The sequence below is a fragment of the Ekhidna sp. genome (assembly GCF_963691765.1).
Taxonomy (GTDB): domain Bacteria; phylum Bacteroidota; class Bacteroidia; order Cytophagales; family Cyclobacteriaceae; genus Ekhidna.
Map to the genome: position 1 here is coordinate 952,008 of NZ_OY829375.1, position 18,791 is coordinate 970,798.

An 18,791-nucleotide genomic window follows, 5' to 3' on the forward strand; every position below is an offset into this window, starting at 1 on the left:
AGCCATTCAATAATTACTTAAAAAGAAAATCCGTGGAAGAAGAAATAAATAAAATTCTAATTATCGATGACGATGAGGACGTGCTATTAGCCGCTAAGATGTTGCTCAAAAAGCACATTAAAGAAGTGGTCATAGAAAAGGATCCTCGTAAAATTCCATTCTTATTAAATAATGATTCGTTTGATGTCATTCTTCTTGACATGAACTACAGTCAAGATACAACTAGTGGTAAAGAAGGATTTTATTGGTTAGAACAAATCCTAGAAAAAGATCCACAGGCTGTCGTTATTCTTATCACTGCATTCGGAGATGTAGAAATGGCGGTGCAAGCACTTAAGGCTGGGGCTACAGACTTTGTACTGAAGCCATGGCAAAACGAAAAACTTCTAGCCACCTTGTCTAGTGCATCAAGGCTGAATAAGAGCTATAAAGAAGTAACACAGCTAAAGCAAACAAGTAAAACACTTCAAGCAGATAGTAGTAAAGCCTTCAAGGATATTATTGGAGAAAGTGATGCCATTAAAAAAGTATTCAAACTAATAGATAAGGTAGCCGCTACTGATGCCAATGTTTTAATCCTTGGTGAAAATGGTACTGGTAAAGAGCTCATTGCGCGAGCAATTCATCAAAAATCACTTAGAAAAGACATGCCTTTTATTGGTGTGGATATGGGAGCAATTACAGAATCCCTTTTTGAGAGTGAGCTGTTTGGACATAAGAAAGGATCATTTACTGATGCAAAAGAAGATCGAGCTGGCCGTTTTGAAGTGGCTTCTGGTGGAACGCTATTCTTAGATGAAATTGGCAATCTGAGTCAGCCACTGCAGTCAAAACTTTTGACAGCCATTCAGAATAGAAAAGTTACAAGAATAGGTAGCAATCAAGAAGTACCTGTAGACATACGATTGATAAGTGCTACGAACATGCCTGTTTATGACATGGTGAATGAAAACACGTTCAGACAAGATCTACTCTATCGAATCAATACTGTTGAAATTCAACTTCCTCCACTTAGGGAACGAATGGAAGACATGGAACAACTGGCAAATCATTTTGTGAAAATGTATGCTGGCAAATACAGAAAAAATATTGAAGGTGTCGCGCCATCTACAGTCAACAAATTGCAGAAGTATCCATGGCCCGGAAATATCCGAGAATTACAACATGCGATTGAGCGCTCCATTATTATGAGCGACAACAATCAGCTCATGCCAGAAGATTTTTTCTTCCTTGCACAAAAACCAGAAAGCAACCTTTCGCTAGAACCAGACTCTTATAATCTAGATGACATGGAAAAAGTTGCTATTCAGAAAGTGGTAAACAAGTACGAGGGTAATATTTCTAAGGCAGCAAAAGAATTGGGGCTTACAAGAGCCTCTTTATACAGAAGATTAGAAAAACATGGTTTATAAGTCATTTAGATTTCAGTTGATAGGCAGGATGATTCTTCTCCTGCTCACCATGTTTCTATTTACGTCTCTGTATTATTCAGACTCGTACTTTTTCACCAAGTTCTTGGTGTTCTGTTTGACCTTATTTCAAGCATACAGTCTATATCAATTTCTTGAGAAGTCTAACCGAGAGATCGTGCATTTCTTGGAAAGCATTCATTATGATGATTTCACAAACACGTACCCTGAAAAGAAAACAGGGTCGAGCCGAGATATGCTTTATCATGAGTTCAATGAGATTCTTAAGAAGTTTCGTGAAATAAGAGCAGACAAAGAGGCGCAACACCAATACCTACGCACGATTGTGCAGCATATCGGTATTGGCATCATCACTTTTGACGTTGATGGTGAAGTACAAATCATGAATAATGCCGCCAAAAAGCTGCTCGATATCAAGATGATTAAAAACATTAATCAGATAGGCAGAGACCACCCAAATCTTCAGAATTCATTTACAGAGTTGAAAACTGGCGGTAGAGATTTGATTAAGATTACCAAAAATGATGACGAAGTACAATTGGCTGTTTATGCGATCGAACTTTCACTTCTAGGCAAAGCTTTTAAGCTGGTTTCTATTCAAAATATTCAGTCAGAGCTGGAAGAAAAAGAAATGGAGGCATGGCAAAACCTTATCCGAGTGCTGACCCATGAAATCATGAATTCTGTGACGCCAATTTCTTCATTAGCAGCCACAGTTGAGACCGAGCTTGATGAATTCTTAAAGAACGGAACGAAAATCAATGAGATTCCTGATGACACTATTGAAGATTTCTATCTGTCAGTCAAAACAATACATAATAGGAGCGAAAGTCTGATAAAGTTTGTTTCTGACTTCAGAAATATGACTAGAATAAAACTTCCAAACCTTGAACCTGTAGAGGTAGAAGATATGATTAAGCATGTCCTAATGTTACTCAGACCAGATTCAGAACAAGCAAACATAGTTGTGAATTGTTCCGTCAAACCAGCACTGACGGTTAATATCGATAGGGAGCAGATAGAGCAGGTGATAATTAATGTTGTAAAGAACGCTATTCAGGCGTTGGCTGCTGCTGATAAAGAAAATAAATCATTAACAATAACTGCAATGCCTACGGATGGAGGCGGAGCATATATCTCAGTTGCTGATAATGGGACAGGTATTGAAGAAGATGCTTTGAAGAAAATCTTCATTCCATTCTTTACTACCAAGAAAAATGGTTCTGGAATTGGATTAAGCCTTTCGAAACAAATCATGCGGAAACATGGTGGTAACATAACCGCAAAATCACAAATCGGAGAAGGAACAGAGTTTCTACTTAAGTTTGCAAGCTAAGTAACTAGCTCAATTTGAAATACATTTTCATCGTGCAAGGCGAAGGTCGTGGGCACATGACTCAAGCCATTTCATTGTACCAAATCTTGTCGGATATTGGTCATGAGATATCCCATGTCATTGTGGGTAAAAGCCAGAGAAGAGAGCTTCCAAAATTCTTTACCGATCAAATCAAAAGCCCTGTTACTCAACTTGAAAGTCCGAATTTTGTAACCGATAAAAATGCTCGATCAGTCAATATTTATCGCACAATAACAACCAACTTAAGGAAGTACAGAACTTTTCTAGCAAGCATCCGAAGCATTGATGAAATAGTAAAGAAAGAGCAACCTGATACAGTCATTAATTTCTACGATTTTCTAAGCGGTCTTTACTTTCTATTAAAAAAACCAAAGGCTAAACACATTGCAATTGCTCATCAATTTCTTTTGAATCATACAGAATTCGAATTTCCAAAGGGCAGGATCTATGATAAATTTTCTCTACTTCTAAGCAATCGGCTTGCTGCATATGGAGCGGATAAAATTCTGGGACTATCTTTTCAACACATGATTGATGAGTCAAGCAAAAGATTATATGTTGTGCCACCGCTTTTGAGGGAAAAAGCCAAGAAACAGGCAACAAAAACTCAAAACCATTTTTTGGTGTACATGGTCAATCATGGTTATTCTAAAGAAGTTCATGCCTTTCATAATGAACATCCTGAAATCACAATTCATTGTTTTTGGGACAAAAAAGATGAACCCGCTGAATTGAAAATAGATGACACACTGACTTTTCATCAATTAGATGATGAAAAATTTATCAAATACATGGCTACCTGCAAAGGCTATCTTACCACAGCTGGTTTTGAATCAGTGTGCGAGGCAATGTATATGGGTAAGCCAATTTTAATGGTGCCGGTAGAGGGGCATTATGAACAGGCATGCAATGCACTAGATGCAAAGAAAGCTGGAGCTGGGGTATCGAGTGAAATCTTTGATCTGGAAGTTTTGTTAGACTATCTTCCAAAACATATTGAAGTGGGAGATAAATTTAGAGACTGGTGTAGTTCTTCTAAAAACAAGTTTCTCGAAATATTGACCTGATATGATAATTAAATACTCCGATAACCCATTTAAGGCAGTCATAGGAATTGCCTTCTACAACAGAAAAAGCATATTACTATTCACACTCATTTCTATTGTTGCTGTTTTTCAATACGAATTTGGCGAAATTTTCGATTTTGAGCCTGCAACACTGCCAGTTGTTCCAGTGACTATTCTTGGTGGTGCATTAGCCATTTTCCTAGGTTTTAGAAACAATAGCGCTTATGACAGGTGGTGGGAGGCAAGAAAAGTATGGGGCGGTATTGTGAATGCAAGTCGCACATTTGGTGTGATGATCTGCACATTTTCTTCTGGCTATTTTTCGAATGGAAAGGTCAAAGACAAAGAAGTCTTTGAATGGAGAAAAGAACTCATCATGCGTCATATCGGATGGCTTTATGCATTAGTTATGCATTTGAGAAAGGAAACAAGCTGGGATGAGCTGGAAAAATTTCTCTCAAAAAAGGAAGTTGAAAAACTGAAAGGTTTTCATAACAAGCCTACGCAGATGCTTCACAAGCAAGGTGAGCGTCTCCAAGAGGCTTATGAAAGTGAGATGATTGAAAATTTCAGGCACATGGAATTGGCGAATGTGATTAAGGAATTTTATGATTTACAGGGCAAAGCTGAACGAATTAAAGGAACAATATTCCCCTACTATTACAATTATTTCACAAGTGTCTTTTTATGGCTTTTCATTACCTGTTTGCCATTTTCATTGGTCACAGAGATGAGTTGGAGTACAATTCCTATGTGTATTGCCATTTCATTTGTATTCACCATTCTAGAAAAATCAGGAGCTGTGACAGAAGATCCTTTTGAAGGAAGAGCTGCTGATACACCTATCACCACTATTGCGCGAAACATTGAAATTGATCTACTAGAAATGATCAAGAGTGATACAATTCCCGCTCCTAATGAGCAAAAGACAGGAAGGTTTGGAGTTAAATACCTGGATTAGAATAGGCATCCGATGGCAATAATTAGTAAGAAGAAGGAGATCTTCCAAATTAGCAGTGTGCTTAGGTCATATATCAAGAAATATGATCGGGAGATTGATTTGCCAATCTATTACAGCGATTTGCTCAGGTATGACAATTCTATTCCTCTCTATGATAAAGCTGGCAATGATACGCTTTGGGAAACAGTTTTTTTTCCACAAAGTGATATGTCGCACATAAATGCATCGCTAAAAAAAGTGTATGCTATCATGAAGGCAGATGGCGATCTATCTGTTATGGATCACTTAATCATCGACCGAGTCGATTTATGTGCTTATGGCAATACACAGCCTTTTCGAGTAAGAGTCGTAAATCAAATCAATGACAACTTTGATTACTTCTACATAAAAAATGCCGATGCATCTCGTATCTATGGTTTAGAACTAGAGCACCTACTATCACCCAATAAAATTAGCTATGTTGTCAACAAGGAAACCTTAATAGAAGAACACATTGTAGGAGTCCCTGCCGAACTATTTATCAAAAAGTATCTTGGTGACTCCAATCTCAATGAGATTCGCCTAGCTAAAGAGTTTGTAAAATTTAACGAGCGTTGTTTTGTGAGGCTGCTTGGAGACATGCACAGCAGCAACTTTGTGGTCGATATTACGCCAGATTTTGAAGATGTAGAATATCGCCTAAGAGCTATTGATTTTGATCAGCAGTCTTATGAAGGAAGGCGAGCTATCTATCTTCCTCAATACTACACGCAAAACAATCCGATTATTAAAATTGGGTTGAAACACATGACTCCTGAGACTGTGAGACAATATCAGCGAGAGGAGCGTTCCAATATTGCAAATAGGTTGAAAGTCGAAAAAGTCCGAGTATCAGACCTTCTGAAAGCAATGAAGAAGGACCAATTGTCAAAGCCTGAAAACATCAAGAAGCTTAGCAAAGAACTAGCAGAATTTTATGAGGAAGAAGACTTTAAGGCTTGTGAATGCATGGGCGACCTTGTAGAAATGAGCTTAGAGATGCTATCTAGAAAGCCCAACCTATATAAAGACTACTAAGCTCCTGTCATTTGATATCGTGGAAGCTGGAATATAAAAGTGCTTCCTTCGTTTGGATTGCTGCTAACTTGAATAGTAGTATTATGTAATTCCATGATCTTTTTAACAATAGCGAGGCCTAACCCAACTCCTTCTTGATTGGATGTCTTTTTAGATTGACGATATCTGTCAAATATGACTGATTGGTCATGTTTATTGATCCCTGGGCCTGTATCCGATATGCCAACTTCCACCTGACTTCTATTTGACGAAACATTTAAAGATATTCGACCTCCCTCTGGCGTAAATTTTAGTGCATTATCCAGCAGATTTTGTAAAGCTCTCTCTACAAGACTAATGTCTGCAAAAACAAGAGGAACTCCTTCATCAGCCTTCAACTCTATTTTCACATCTTTCTCCTCACCTAGTACTTGATACTTCGAGACAAGGTCCATAGCCAGGTCAGTCATCGCGAAAGGTTCTTTTAAGGGTTCTACTTGTTTGGCTTCAAGTTTTGAATATTCAAAAAGCTGAGAAACTAATCTTGAAAGCTTTTCTGAACTTGTCTTAATGATATTCAGATACTTATCCTTATCATCTTCAGAAAGATCATTTTTCTTGATTTGTAGTGTTTCGATATAACCATTAATGATTGCCAGAGGAGTTCTTAAATCATGAGAAACGTTTGCGATGAGTTCTCTACGCAAGACATCGACAGACTTAATCTCTTCCATGTTCTTCTCAATGGTATCAGCCATTTCATTGAAGTTTACTGCTAAAATGGATAAATCAGCTTTGTCAGGATCGTCTATTCTAATATTTAGATCCCCTTCTCTGAACCTTTTAACCGTGTGAATAATTGATCGTAGATTTTTGGTTAGAAACCAAAAACTCACGAGTCCTAAAAAAAGAACAAACACCATTGTTATGATAGATGCCCCGACTCCAAGCTTCATGAAGTAGCTTGAAAAAAGTGTTGATGATACCTTATCAATTTCCTGCCCAGCAAGGACAATGTAGATATACCCTTCCCTTCCTTCATGGTTAAACTTTGCTGTCGAAAAAATCTTTTTCTTTCCAATCTGCCTAGGATCATCACCTAGTATGTACTTATCGCCATTGCACGCTATAAACTCATTTATCGGAGCTAGGTCAACATATTGAGCAGGGTCGTTTGGATTATCATGACTTAAAACAACCGAGTATAATATTTTACCATCGGTATTTAGCAGATATACTTCTATGCCTCTATTCACGGCCATCATATCATGCATCAAATCCCCAAACAAGGGTTTGTTTACACTTCCATCTTCTAAAAAAGGAGAGTTACCTTGAAATTTTTCTTCTATGAGGTGGTTAGCAAGTTCAGAATTTAGCTTCTGTGATCTTTCCTCAAAATGTTTATTTGTCAGATATACTGAAGTGAAGATGTAGCTCACCCCCATTACTATTACCAATAAGAAAAAAACAATAGCAATTTTCTTAATTAATCTATTTGTTAATAATCTGGTATTACTCATAGCTCTTCATTGAATTTATATCCTACTCCCCAAGTGGTTAATATATACTTTGGGTCAGCCATATCCGGCTCAAGTTTCGCCCTCAACCTATTGATATGCGAGTTGACCGTATGTTCATAGCCGTCAAAGTCATAACCCCAAATAATCTTAAGCAAGTCACTTCGTGTATAGCTCTTCCCAGGATGGGAAGCCATAAGTACTAATAATTCAAACTCTTTAGGTGATAAGTCCACCCTCTCCTCTTCCTTCAGTACTTTTCTTTTTTCTATGTCTATGTAAAGTCCTTCAAACTCTATGATTTGAGAAGCATCTTCCGACAGGCTTTCTTGAATGAATTTTGTTCTTCTAAATATGGCCTTTACTCGTGCAGTAAATTCTCGTATGCTAAAAGGTTTTGTGATATAATCATCCGCACCCACCTCTAAACCTAACACTCGATCTATTTCCTCTGACTTTGCAGTTAGCATTATAATCGGAGTCTTCTGGCTTGCCCTCACTTTTTGACACACCTCAATACCATCCATTTCAGGAAGAGAGATATCTAAAATGATTAGATCCGGCTTCTCGGCAACCGCAAGATCGTAACCAGTCTTGCCATCCGCTGCAGAAATTGACTCACATTGTAGATCCTTTAAATGAATATCCAGCAAATTGGTAATCTCTGGATCATCCTCAATGATCAATACTTTCTTCTTTTCCATATCAATGTCCGCAATTAATTAAAAAGTTATCACAAAATGTTCACAGCGAAATCGTGTTTTATCACACCCTAAACGCATCTGACACAAGATTCATTCAAAACACGCCCCATAATCCATCAGGGCTGTGAAACAAAAATGACATTCATGTGAAGGTTTGGCAATCTTGTATTCGTTGAATTGCTCTACAAAAAATTCAAATACAAATAATGAAAACTCTAAAAAGCGTTTATTTTCTATTAGCACTGGCTGCTCTAATTTCAGCCTGTGGTGATGATGATGGTGATGGAGCCATAATTGATCCAGATGGAGGAATGATTTCCGGTGGACCTTTTAACTTCATCGTTGATGGTACAGCAGACAACATTCCTGATGGAGCAATAACTGTTGATAATAGTGGTACCGATCTTGGAAGTACCGGATGGGTAGTTACTGATGAAGATGGAAATATTCTTGGATTACCACCTTCTTTCACAGCTCCAGACTTTGATGCTGCGGGTTCAGGCGTTTGCCTTGTTTGGTACGTATCGTATGCCGAAGGTCTTACTGGATTAGAGGTAGGAAATTCAGTGGATGATATTGAAGGAACGTTCGCACTTTCTAATCCTGTAACAGTAAACCGATTAGATGCTCCTACTTTATCAGGAGGTCCATTCACGTTTACAGTAGGCGATGGTGAAGCTGATAACTTAGCTGAAGGTGACATCACAGTTGATGGTGGTTTTGCTCTTGAAAATCAAAGTGGATGGGTAGTGACCGATGATCAAGGTAATATTCTTGGTTTACCACCTTCATTTACTGCTCCAGACTTTGATGGCGCAGGTGGTGGAACATGCTATATCTACTACATCACATATGCAGAAGGTTTAACTGGATTAACGGGTCCAGATATGGATGGAAATCCAACAAGTAGCTTAGATGACCTTGATGGAGTTTACGAGCTATCAAATAATGTAGAAGTGATCAGACAGACTGCTGCAATCCTTGAAGGAGGACCATTCAATTTTGTTGTCGACGGTACTGCTGACAACATCCCTGAAGGTGGAATTACTGTAACTGCAGGAACTGACCTTGGTAATACAGGTTGGGTAGTTACTGATGAAGATGGAAATATTCTTGGATTGCCACCAGCATTTACAGGACCTGATTTTGATGCTGCTGGTCCTGGTACATGTCTAGTATATTATATCTCGTATGAAGATGGTCTGGATGGTTTGACCGGTCCAGATATGGATGGAAATGCTACAAGTAGTTTAGACGATCTAAGTGGCACGTATCTATTATCAAATTATATTGAGGTGAATAGATTGGATGCTCCTACGCTTACAGGTGGACCATTCAACTTCACGGTAAGTGATGGAATTGCTGATAACATTGGAGCAGGAGAAATTACTGTAGAAGGTGGTTATGCACCAAATGATCAAAGTAGCTGGGTAGTTACAGATGATCAAGGAGCAATATTAGGATTACCTGGTTCTTTTACCGATCCTGATTTTGACGGTGCAGGAGCGGGCACATGCTACATATATTATATAGCATACGCTGAAGGACTTGAAGGATTGACCGGTCCTGATTCGGATGGAAATGCAACAAGTAGTTTAGATGATCTTATGGGTACCTATGAGCTTTCAAACTCTATTGAAGTAAATAGAGAAGTTATTGCAGAATAAGGTAGTTTTTGGTTGCTAATCGTAAAACCCTGACAAATAATTGTCGGGGTTTTTTATGATAGGTAAACACCATCTCCTAGTCTGACCTCTACATGCTCCTTAATGGTTGTAGAAAGTTCATACCCTTTGTAATTGGCATAGATTGGGAATCGACCATGAGTTCTTAGTACTAAGACTGCTGTCTCTACTTTTTTCACTTTGAAGCCAAGCAATTTGGTAAGACTATAGGCCAAAGTTCTTCCACTGTTTAAAACATCATCACAAAGGATTACGGTTTTATTCTTGAAATCAGAGATGTCTCCATCAATTTCAATATCCTCTTTAAGCGGATTGTCTTTATCTAGGGAAATTGTATAGCATACCGACTTCTTACCCGAAATTTCTGCCAGCGTTTTATCAATCTGCTCGGCTAGGGTTCTACCACCAGAATCCACTCCAACAAGAGCAATTTCATCACCCATGTTGTTTTCATAAATCTGGTAGGCTATCCTTCGGATAATTTGATCAACCTTGGCTTGAGATAAAATTTGGTTATCACGCATTTTCAGGAACAGGCATTACTTTGCTGTCCTTGAAAGTAGATAGTATTATCATGGATTGCAAACCATCAACTACGTCTATCTCAGATACTTTCTCTAGCATCAATTTTTGATATGATTGAATATCACTAGAAATTATTTTGAGAATAAAATCTCCAGAGCCTGTAATATGGTGACACTCTATAACTTCAGGAATTGCATTTATTTGGTTGATAAATGCATCAATGTTTTTCTTGTTGTGACCTTTCAACGAAACTTGAACAAAAGTATGCACCCCCAACCCTACTTTATCTGTATCAAGCTTAGCATGATAGCTTTTTATAATACCTGATGTTTCAAGTTTCTTTACACGCTCTAATGTGGGAGCCGGAGATAATCCAATATCCTTAGAAAGTTGGGCATTAGTGATTTTTGCATTCGATTGTAAAATGTCTAAAATCTTACGATCTATTTTGTCCAGCTTAATTCGCGATGATTGTATTTTCATTTGCTGTAGAAGTTATTCGGTAGTCAAAATGGTTCTCTTAGGCGGGAATCCATATTATTTTTAATGGTTATTTATTTTAATGTGCTTTACTGCCTGGCGTGACAGAATTTTATTTGTCACAAAATTAATACTATTAATAAAAATTTTGAAGTCTGTTCAAATAAACTATAAACCTTTAACAATTAATTGACATTAGACCCTAACGATGGATCCAAATTAAAGTTTAATTACTTTTTTACGGAGTGTTTTTCCTTGTACATCTACTAACACATAATATATCCCTGGCTCGAGTGTGCTCATATCAATAAAGAAGTTATTGAGGCCATCAGTCACATCGCGCAGCTGGTTCAGTTTTATTTTACCAGCGGAATTAATAAGAGATATACTAGCTGTACTTGGTTCATTCAAAACCAATTTAAGTCTAAACTGATCAGTTACAGGATTGGGGAAAGGATCTTCGAGTCGAATTATTGGATCAATGGTTATACACTTTTCATTATTGACAGGTTCAATATCAGGATAATTCGAATATTGAGATAATAAGTTCACGCAGAAATAAGACGGTTCGGAGACCGTCAGTGGGATTCCAACATTGAGGCTTACTAAAGTAGATTCACCCACATCAATAAATTCCACAATTTGCTCGGTTATCGTAAAAGTATTTTCTAGCACAATCTGTGCTTCTGTAATTTCAATTGGCAGATTGCTAAAATTTTGTACTTCAAGAAAAATCCTACCTATGTTATCTTCACTGATAAGTTCAAAGCTTCCAATAGCTAAATCCACTTCCGGAGTTGCGATTAATATTTCTTGAATCAAAGTGTCATAACATCCTAGACTATTCTGAGTTACAAGTCCCACGTCATAGGTTCCTGCTATCGGAAAGTTAATAGTTTCTGAAATTGGATCTGAGCTCCTGACTTCACCATTTAATAGCCATTGACTCGAAATCCCTCCTGTAGAAGTATTGGTGAAAGTGATTTCATCGCCAGGAATTCCATAAGTCCGCGTGCTGCTAAAGGAAGATTCGGGAGCATTATTGATTTCCAAAATTTGAGTTGAGTTAATAACACATCCTGCCTGTGTTTCTAGTTCAAGAGCCAACTCATAGGTATTGTCCTCCAAATCCGACAATATCACTTGGCTACCACTTCCTACAACTGCTCCATCAAGCATCCATCTACGAGCAATAATCGGGTCAGAAAATTCAGATGATTGATCTGTGGCACTAATAAGTTGATTATCACATTCACCATCAACGACAAAACTTATTGCTGGTAATTCAATAATCTCTACGGTTCTGGTTATTGTTTCGGAACAAAAATTTTGACCTGTAATCTCTAGCGTTACATCAAACAATCCAGGGTTTTCAAAAACATGATCGATATCCTGCGTCCCATAATTAACTCCATCTACAGTCCAAAGCCACGAAACTATAGGATTCCCAACCGACGAAGTATTGTCTGTAAATGTCGAAGCTTCACCTTGACAACCCAAGCTGATGAGAAAATCAGGAGTAGGTGATTCTAACACTTCAATATCTTCACTGTAAGATGATTCACAGCCATTCGAACTTTGAACATCAAGTCTAATGTTCTTCAGTCCAGTGCTGCTAAATATTATCATTGGACTTTGTTCAGTAGATACTTCTTCATCATCCACAAACCATGTCCAGGAAACGAGATCTGCATTATCGACGGTCGTAAGATCAGTAAATTGAATTCCATCTGCAGCGGTACAAGGAATATCAAAATCAAAGCTTATTTGTGGACTATCAGAGACAGCTACTTCAATCACTTCAGTGTCTTCACACCCTTCTGCATCTATAGCTGTCAAGGATACGAAGAAATTTCCCGCACCGTTAAATATGTGACTAGGGTTGGTAGCAGATGACATGAAGCCATCACCAAAATCCCATGTGTAAGACGTTGCATCAGTACTTGTATTGGTAAACTGCATAGCTTCATCTTGACAAATTGAAGCAGCGAAAAAATTGGCAGTAGGACCTGGAGTTATGATCAAAGTTTGCTCTGTCACCTCAGAACATCCAGGAATACTTGAAGTAAGTCTTACTGTCTTCTGACCTTCTGTTTCAAATGCATAAATGGCATCTCTTGTATTGGCTGTAGCTACCACATTACCTGAGGGTTCATCAATAAATTCCCATAAATAAACGAGTGGACCTGTATATGAACCATCTGCAGTAGTATTAGTGAAACTATAGTCTGTATTCACACAAGTTCTTGGCGCTGAATAGGTGTAGGATGGAGCAGGTGGAGCTTCATAAATGGTGATTACTTGTTCAAAGAAATTGTTACAAGTGCCATCATTCACATCTAAGCGAACTGTATATGTCCCGGCACCAACCGCACCATAATCAAAAGTCGGATTTTGTGCATCACTATCTTCTAAACCATCGCTATCAAAATCCCATGAATAAGTAAGCGAAGAACCATCATCTACGCTATTAAATTGATTTATTACAGTTAAACATCTCGATTCGTCAATAGTAAATGAAATATCAGGAGCTACTGACGGAAGTATGGTTATACTACTATTGGATACAACTGGCTCACTAGAATTGGAATTAAACGCAGAAAACTTAATTTCATAATTGCCAGATATGGAATAAGTGATGCCCGTTGGGTCAGCATCCTCAGAAAATTCAATACTAACACCACAGTCATTCTGAAAATCAAGTCTATAAACGTCACTTGCGCCATTATCTATAGCAAAGAAATGATAACTACTTTGTTGCTGGGCTCCACCAAAACCAATGACATTACTAAAAGTTGAAAAATTCCCAAGATCGGTTACTGTGCCTGATGCATCGGAAAGATTGCTTCCTAAATTAATTCGATAAATACTTCCATTACCATCCGCCAAAATTCCGATATAGTCAGTACCATCTAAATACACTTCCATATAACTCCCTGTAGTTATAGGAACATCTAGTATGATTTCTTCAATGCTATTGGGTGTTCCGGATAGTGAGCTACCAAATGATGCCAATTCGATTATATCAGAAACCACAATGGCAAACCACTCTCCATTCTGACTAATCAGATCTACCCCTATATGTCCTGAATCAAATACAATATTGGTTACTACTCCATCATTTGTAATACTATTTCCAAATTCTATAATTCCAGATGTTCCCGTGTTTGCTCTACCATATACAGCAAAAACATTCCCGTTATCAACTGTAAGATCGATTCCAGTAGGGAGACCTATCGAGTTGCCTGTTGTCGTTACAATTTCGGCAGTAGGAACATTGGATAAATTTGATCCAAATGAGAGCCGCGCTACATTTGATGTGTTGAGATTTGTTACCAATCCATACCAAGAACCGCTCTCATTTAAGAACACAGAAGAATAGGCACCATTCAGAATTCCCAAATTTCCATGATTTGTAACAACGGGTGTATTAGTCAAATCACTTCCAAAATAGAGGTGATAAAAATTCACACTTCTAGTAGCAAATGCATGCCACTCTCCATTATCATTGACTACTTCAAAACTGGTAACGTTAGTCCCTATGGTCGTTAGTAGATCAACAAAAGTGGGTGTTTGAATCAAGTCTCCTTGACAAAAGTCCCAAGCATAGCTATCCGCATTTACGGTTGAATTATCAATATTGACAGTTTCATTAATACAGACAGAACTGGATACAGTAAAATCAATCGTAGGAGCAAGTGCTTCAGATACAGTTACCGTTTTTTGAATGGTTTCCGCACAGCCTTGCGTGGTCTCTATATCTAGCGTAACTGTATAATCAGCAGGACTACTAAATGTAAATTCTGGATTTTGTAGAGTACTTACTCCCAGCCCGTCAAAATCCCATGACCAAGAGCTTATTGCATCATCAGTGCCAGTTAAATCTTCACCAGTGAAATCGATGGCAATATTTTCAGTTGCATCGGTGAAATTAAAATCTACTTTTGGATCATTAGAAACCGTAATTGTTTCTTCGTATGTGGTACTACAGCCTGCGAGGTTGCTAACCGTCAAGCTCACATCAAAATCACCTGTAGTCAAATACATGTGAATTGGGTTAGGAAGTGCAGAAAATTGACCATCTCCGAAATCCCAACTATATGTATCTATATCTACGCCCGTAGTATTATCCTGAAATTGAATGGCTTCTCCAAAGCAATTATTGGTATAACTAAAATCGACAGAGGGTCCTTCTGCCACATTTATAACTTGAGTCTCGAGTGCAGTAGTACAACCAGGAATTCTTGCTAGCATAGTCACTGTTTTCATCCCAGTGGTCGTGAAAGTAAAGGTTGGGTCTTTATCATTGGAAGAGCCTTCTCCATTGAAATCCCATACATACTCAACAATCGGCCCTGATCCATTTTCTAGTGTGAGATTCGTAAAACTAACTTCTGAAAAAGAACATACTGTGGTTGGGGAAAAGGAAAAATCTGGATCAGTAGGTTCATCATAAATCTCAACAGTGGTTGTAGCAAACCCTGTGCAACCGGTGCTGCTGATCACTGTCAAATCGATATCGTAACTACCAGTGCTAGTAAATGTAAATGTTGGATTTTGTATATCACTGTCCTCCATACCGTCACCATCAAAATCCCACGAATATGATGTGATGCTTCCATCATCGATACTCATGAATTGATTTTGAGTATTACTACATCTTGGAGCATCGACAGAAATGGAAACACTTGGTGCAGCAGCAACCTGTACAATAAGATCTTTCGAGATATTACCTGTATTTGTACCATCAGTAGCGGACAGGTTGATACTTACAGTTCCAGATATGCTATACTGAATATTTGATGGCTCAGTTTCTTCCGAATACTCAATATTGGCACCACAATCTTTATGAAAATCCAGTGCATATACTTGACTACCTGAAAGGTTTGCAGCAAAAAAATGATATTCACTTTCTTCCTTTGCGCCTCCAATTCCAACTACATTAGTAAGTGTTCCAAAGTTACCCAAGTTGGTAACTGTTGCTGTTGCTGCTGATGGGTCATCTCCAAAATTTACTTGATAGATGTTACCATTATCTGAGGCTAGAATTCCAATGTAATCACCTGCGTCCTTAAACACATCCATACTGGTACCGTCAGTGACAGCCAAATCAAGTGTGACGTTTTCAATAGATGATGGGGTGTTAGTGATTGATGCTCCAAATGTGGCCAATTCAATTGTACTCGATACTATGTATGCATACCATACATCATTGTCTTCAATAAAGTTTACACCTATATGACCTCCTCCATTGTAGGTAATTGTCGTTTTGACAGCATCATTCGTAATGCTATTTCCAAATTCCAATATTCCTGAAGCACTGGCATTAAATCGGCCGAACAATGCAAAAACATTGCCTCCATCGGTCACAATGTCAATATCAGTTGGAAGTCCTATTCCTCCAGTAACATTCACATTTGCAGCTGTTGGCACATTGGACAGGCTTGTTCCAAAAGACAACCTTGTAATGGTACCATTATTTAAGTTTGTAATCAGTCCATACCAAGAGCCGCCCTCTTCAATAAAATCTGACGAAAAGGAACCTGTCAAGAGACCAAAACTACCATGATTGGTTACTGTTGGAGTATTAGTAAGAGAGCTGCCAAAATAAAGGTGATAGAAATTACCACCTTGACTTGTTGCAAATCCGTGCCATTCAGATTCATCTTCAATTAGTCTAATTCTTGAAATGTTGGTAGCAACAGTTAAGCTTGGATCGGTGAAGCTTGGAGTTTCACTTAAATCACCTTCACAAAAATCCCATGCATAATTGGTAAACCCTGTAGAATTATTGGTGATATCTAATGTCTGGTCTCTGCATACTGAGGCAGGGATACTAAAATCTGGATTTTGTGCATAAATCGATGCGCAAACTACCCAGAGAGCTATTTTGACCAAAAATCTCACTAAATCCCTTTTAATTACAAGAATAACTTATTACAATCCTATTTTCACTTTTCTTCGACAAAGACATTATTAAGAGCGATATAGCTGTTGATAAACTTTTTCAGCGATAGAGAAGTCACGATACCTTCTAGCTACTTCTCTAATTTTATCTCTACGCGAATCGGCACTTAATTTCATTAAGCTATCGATTTTCATAACAGCATCTTGATATGATTTAGTATTTAAATCATCCAGTACAGCTCCAATTCCTTCTTTTTTAATTATTCCCGAGTTGTCCGAAATTCCTTTCGTTATCACTACTGGCAATCCCATAGCCCAATACTCTCCAGTTTTTATCGGAGATCCATATCGCTTTGATGGTACGGGAATGAAAGGTGTAATAGCAAAATCAGCAAGCCCAATAAAATTTGGAACTTCATGATGTGGAACAAACTCGTGAATAACTTTTGTATGGTCAAATCCAGCCTCATCACACCAAGCTTTAATCTGCTCACTAGGATGATTATTTAATAATAAAGCTTTAAAGTCCCCATCCCAATAATCATTAGCTACTTTGAAAAAATCAAATACCTCAGATGTTAAATATGAACCTCCGAATTTTCCAGCATAAACACATATGATTTCTTTTTCAAGATTGTATCTCTTCTTCAATATATCAATCTCCTTTTTCTTGATTGAGAATAGGTCTAAGTCAACACATGCTGGTTTAACAAAGAATTTAGCTGGGCATTTGCTGTACTTATCAACTGCATATTTTTCCATTTCAGGCACACATGCTATTGCCGCTTGAGCATTTTTGGATTGCATTTTTTCCATCCAAAACAAAATCTTGAACGCTAAACCATTTGCAGCCCATGTACCACTTTCAACCATAGGTTCTGCATGAGGTTCAAAACTGTCTATAACCAGCTCTTTCCGAGTCAATTTAGAAAGTAAATATCCCAATCCACCTGCTGGTGTACACCAAGTATGAATAACATCAATTTTGGCTTTTCTTATCAAAAAAAGCAGCCGAATTAAGTTAAAAAAGTGACCAAAAATTGCCTTTATTCCGAACCTATGGTACTTAAACGAAACATGTGAAAATGTTTCTGATTCTTCAATAGTCACTTCCGGATCCAAGGTAACCAGGTGTATCTTGGCATTGGGGTGTAATTGCTTTTTGATGATCTCAACATATGGAAGTGTATATGTCTGAATCAACGCATCTTTGAATGACCAGTATGTGATGACTAGAATATTTTTCTCCATAGTTTTTTGAAAAATTCGACTGTGTTTGGTGGATATGCCAACAAAGCCTTCAAAATAAATTTAATTCCCTGGATTTTGCCATTGCCATTTCCCCACCAAGAAGCTCCTAGAATCAAATACAGATTAGAGAAACACCTATTTCTAAAACGCCTTGATTCAAAAAAACCCGACCGCTCAGCCAGTCGATAAGCTAAAATATGATCAGACTCCATTCTTGCAATATTCTGATGCATATTGGAATCATGAACACGATAAAACCAAGTGACTTGATCTACCATTCCTATTGGATATTGATTTGCCACCCGAAAGAAAAATTCCTGATCTGCAGCAGTAGATAAAGATTCTTCAAATCCCCCTACATTTTGCACAACCTCTCTCCGAACTAAAATACTACTCGGAGCAGGGATGCATGTGCCATTCCACAAAAGTAGATCTTTTAGTATTTCACCCTGCTTTCCCCGTAAGATCTGACCTGTCTTTTTGCTATCTCCATCGATTACCTCGGTATTTGAATGTACAAGTCCAAGAGACTGATTTCCATTTAAAGCATTTGCTTTTAACTCTAAGTTGATTTCATCCCAGACGTCATCGGCATCCAGAAAAGCTACATAAGCCCCATTAGATTCTTGAAATCCAATATTTCTAGCTCTGGAAACACCCCCATTTTCAACATTTAGAACCTTAACTTTTGCATTGCTTTGATAAGTGGCCAGGATAGCTTCCGTATTGTCCGTGGACCCATCATTTACGACAATGATTTCAATTTCTTTATAGGTCTGATTTAAAACAGAATCTACTGTTTCCGTAATGTATTTCTGTGCCTGATATGCCGGTATAATTACTGAAATCAACATGGTTTAAATAAGATAATA

The 18,791-nt window shown here is 37.9% G+C and carries 13 protein-coding genes; 6 read left to right on the forward strand and 7 right to left on the reverse strand.

Going from position 1 to position 18,791, the window contains the following annotated elements; translation table 11 throughout:
- Nucleotides 1-32: 32 nt before the first annotated feature.
- The 5 genes from ACY650_RS04570 to ACY650_RS04590 are packed head-to-tail and all read left to right on the forward strand — an operon-like array spanning nucleotide 33 to nucleotide 5,871.
- Nucleotides 33-1,412 carry a sigma-54-dependent transcriptional regulator gene (locus ACY650_RS04570; RefSeq protein WP_462252192.1) on the forward strand — a complete coding sequence of 460 codons (1,380 nt, stop codon included), beginning with the start codon at nucleotides 33-35 and terminating at the stop codon, nucleotides 1,410-1,412.
- Nucleotides 1,413-1,440: 28 nt separating this feature from the next.
- A complete protein-coding gene (locus ACY650_RS04575) occupies nucleotides 1,441-2,766 on the forward strand; it encodes a sensor histidine kinase (RefSeq protein ID WP_462252194.1) in 1,326 nt (441 codons plus the stop codon).
- Between the two features lie 14 nt (nucleotides 2,767-2,780).
- The gene (locus ACY650_RS04580) at nucleotides 2,781-3,854 is read left to right on the forward strand and encodes a glycosyltransferase family protein (RefSeq protein WP_462252196.1); all 1,074 of its coding nucleotides are present in this window, start codon (nucleotides 2,781-2,783) and stop codon (nucleotides 3,852-3,854) included.
- A 1-nt stretch (nucleotide 3,855) separates the two neighbouring features.
- The gene (locus ACY650_RS04585; protein ID WP_462252198.1) at nucleotides 3,856-4,815 is read left to right on the forward strand and encodes a bestrophin family protein; all 960 of its coding nucleotides are present in this window, start codon (nucleotides 3,856-3,858) and stop codon (nucleotides 4,813-4,815) included.
- Nucleotides 4,816-4,827: 12 nt separating this feature from the next.
- On the forward strand, nucleotides 4,828-5,871 hold the full coding sequence (locus ACY650_RS04590; RefSeq protein ID WP_462252200.1) for a hypothetical protein: 1,044 nt from the start codon (nucleotides 4,828-4,830) through the stop codon (nucleotides 5,869-5,871).
- Here the strand turns inward: ACY650_RS04590 and ACY650_RS04595 are convergent.
- Entirely contained in the window at nucleotides 5,868-7,370 is a 1,503-nt protein-coding gene (locus ACY650_RS04595) for a sensor histidine kinase (protein WP_462252202.1), read from the reverse strand. The genes ACY650_RS04590 and ACY650_RS04595 overlap by 4 nt on opposite strands.
- On the reverse strand, nucleotides 7,367-8,071 hold the full coding sequence (locus ACY650_RS04600) for a response regulator transcription factor (protein WP_462252204.1): 705 nt from the start codon (nucleotides 8,069-8,071) through the stop codon (nucleotides 7,367-7,369). Before ACY650_RS04600 ends, ACY650_RS04595 begins: the two co-directional genes overlap by 4 nt.
- 206 nt (nucleotides 8,072-8,277) lie before the next feature.
- Here ACY650_RS04600 and ACY650_RS04605 point away from each other — a divergent pair, with 206 nt between their 5' ends.
- Nucleotides 8,278-9,738 carry a hypothetical protein gene (locus ACY650_RS04605; RefSeq protein ID WP_462252206.1) on the forward strand — a complete coding sequence of 487 codons (1,461 nt, stop codon included), beginning with the start codon at nucleotides 8,278-8,280 and terminating at the stop codon, nucleotides 9,736-9,738.
- Nucleotides 9,739-9,791: 53 nt separating this feature from the next.
- Here ACY650_RS04605 and ACY650_RS04610 read toward each other — a convergent pair whose 3' ends face one another.
- The 5 genes from ACY650_RS04610 to ACY650_RS04630 form a co-directional block, all read right to left on the reverse strand.
- Nucleotides 9,792-10,280, reverse strand: a complete 489-nt coding sequence (locus ACY650_RS04610; protein ID WP_462252208.1) for a phosphoribosyltransferase family protein — start codon at nucleotides 10,278-10,280, stop codon at nucleotides 9,792-9,794.
- The gene (locus tag ACY650_RS04615; protein WP_462252210.1) at nucleotides 10,273-10,764 is read right to left on the reverse strand and encodes an Lrp/AsnC family transcriptional regulator; all 492 of its coding nucleotides are present in this window, start codon (nucleotides 10,762-10,764) and stop codon (nucleotides 10,273-10,275) included. The genes ACY650_RS04610 and ACY650_RS04615 overlap by 8 nt, the downstream gene beginning before the upstream one ends.
- A gap of 216 nt (nucleotides 10,765-10,980) precedes the next feature.
- Entirely contained in the window at nucleotides 10,981-16,668 is a 5,688-nt protein-coding gene (locus tag ACY650_RS04620; protein WP_462252212.1) for a PKD domain-containing protein, read from the reverse strand.
- 69 nt (nucleotides 16,669-16,737) lie between these two features.
- On the reverse strand, nucleotides 16,738-17,919 hold the full coding sequence (locus tag ACY650_RS04625) for a glycosyltransferase (protein WP_462252214.1): 1,182 nt from the start codon (nucleotides 17,917-17,919) through the stop codon (nucleotides 16,738-16,740).
- Nucleotides 17,901-18,773: a glycosyltransferase family 2 protein gene (locus tag ACY650_RS04630; protein ID WP_462252216.1), complete on the reverse strand. Its 873-nt coding sequence runs from the start codon at nucleotides 18,771-18,773 to the stop codon at nucleotides 17,901-17,903. Before ACY650_RS04630 ends, ACY650_RS04625 begins: the two co-directional genes overlap by 19 nt.
- Nucleotides 18,774-18,791 lie beyond the last annotated feature (18 nt).

Excerpts from the sequence above, each read along its gene's own strand:
- ACY650_RS04575 (WP_462252194.1), top strand. The coding sequence starts at position 1,441 with ATGATTCTTCTCCTGCTCACCATGTTTCTATTTACGTCTCTGTATTAT.
- ACY650_RS04585 (WP_462252198.1), top strand. The coding sequence starts at position 3,856 with ATGATAATTAAATACTCCGATAACCCATTTAAGGCAGTCATAGGAATT.
- ACY650_RS04590 (WP_462252200.1), top strand. The coding sequence starts at position 4,828 with ATGGCAATAATTAGTAAGAAGAAGGAGATCTTCCAAATTAGCAGTGTG.
- ACY650_RS04595 (WP_462252202.1), bottom strand. The coding sequence starts at position 7,370 with ATGAGTAATACCAGATTATTAACAAATAGATTAATTAAGAAAATTGCT.
- ACY650_RS04600 (WP_462252204.1), bottom strand. The coding sequence starts at position 8,071 with ATGGAAAAGAAGAAAGTATTGATCATTGAGGATGATCCAGAGATTACC.
- ACY650_RS04605 (WP_462252206.1), top strand. The coding sequence starts at position 8,278 with ATGAAAACTCTAAAAAGCGTTTATTTTCTATTAGCACTGGCTGCTCTA.
- ACY650_RS04610 (WP_462252208.1), bottom strand. The coding sequence starts at position 10,280 with ATGCGTGATAACCAAATTTTATCTCAAGCCAAGGTTGATCAAATTATC.
- ACY650_RS04615 (WP_462252210.1), bottom strand. The coding sequence starts at position 10,764 with ATGAAAATACAATCATCGCGAATTAAGCTGGACAAAATAGATCGTAAG.
- ACY650_RS04625 (WP_462252214.1), bottom strand. The coding sequence starts at position 17,919 with ATGGAGAAAAATATTCTAGTCATCACATACTGGTCATTCAAAGATGCG.
- ACY650_RS04630 (WP_462252216.1), bottom strand. The coding sequence starts at position 18,773 with ATGTTGATTTCAGTAATTATACCGGCATATCAGGCACAGAAATACATT.